The organism is Mesorhizobium sp. M8A.F.Ca.ET.165.01.1.1, from assembly GCF_004792065.1.
Classification (GTDB): Bacteria; Pseudomonadota; Alphaproteobacteria; order Rhizobiales; family Rhizobiaceae; genus Mesorhizobium.
The window spans coordinates 1-280 of record NZ_SRTH01000268.1; the positions used below are offsets into that span (position 1 = coordinate 1).

Below are 280 nucleotides of genomic sequence, written 5' to 3' on the forward strand. Positions count from 1 at the left end.
TGGTACCCAGACCAGCGTGTGCAGCGGACAGCTTGCGCGCAGCGTTGCGGTGATCTCTTCCCGCAGCGCCAGCCAGTTGGCTCGTTCCATGGGGGGCTCGTTCAAGAGTTCCGGATAAACCCAATCCGCCGGCAGATCGGCGACGACGACGCGCAGCGCCGTCCAGGCCTGCAGCACCTGTTCGCCCGCGGCCTTGTGATCGTTTCGGAAAGCCGCCACAAGCTCGCCTGCGGGATGCATGTCGAGGACGACCGAAAAGCCCAACCCGACAAGATCCCTG

General features: G+C 64.6%; 1 pseudogene. It reads right to left on the reverse strand.

Annotation, left to right across the window (positions count from 1 at the left end):
- Positions 1-264, reverse strand: a pseudogene (locus tag EN808_RS36045) (endoglucanase); the annotation flags it as partial.
- Positions 265-280 lie beyond the last annotated feature (16 nt).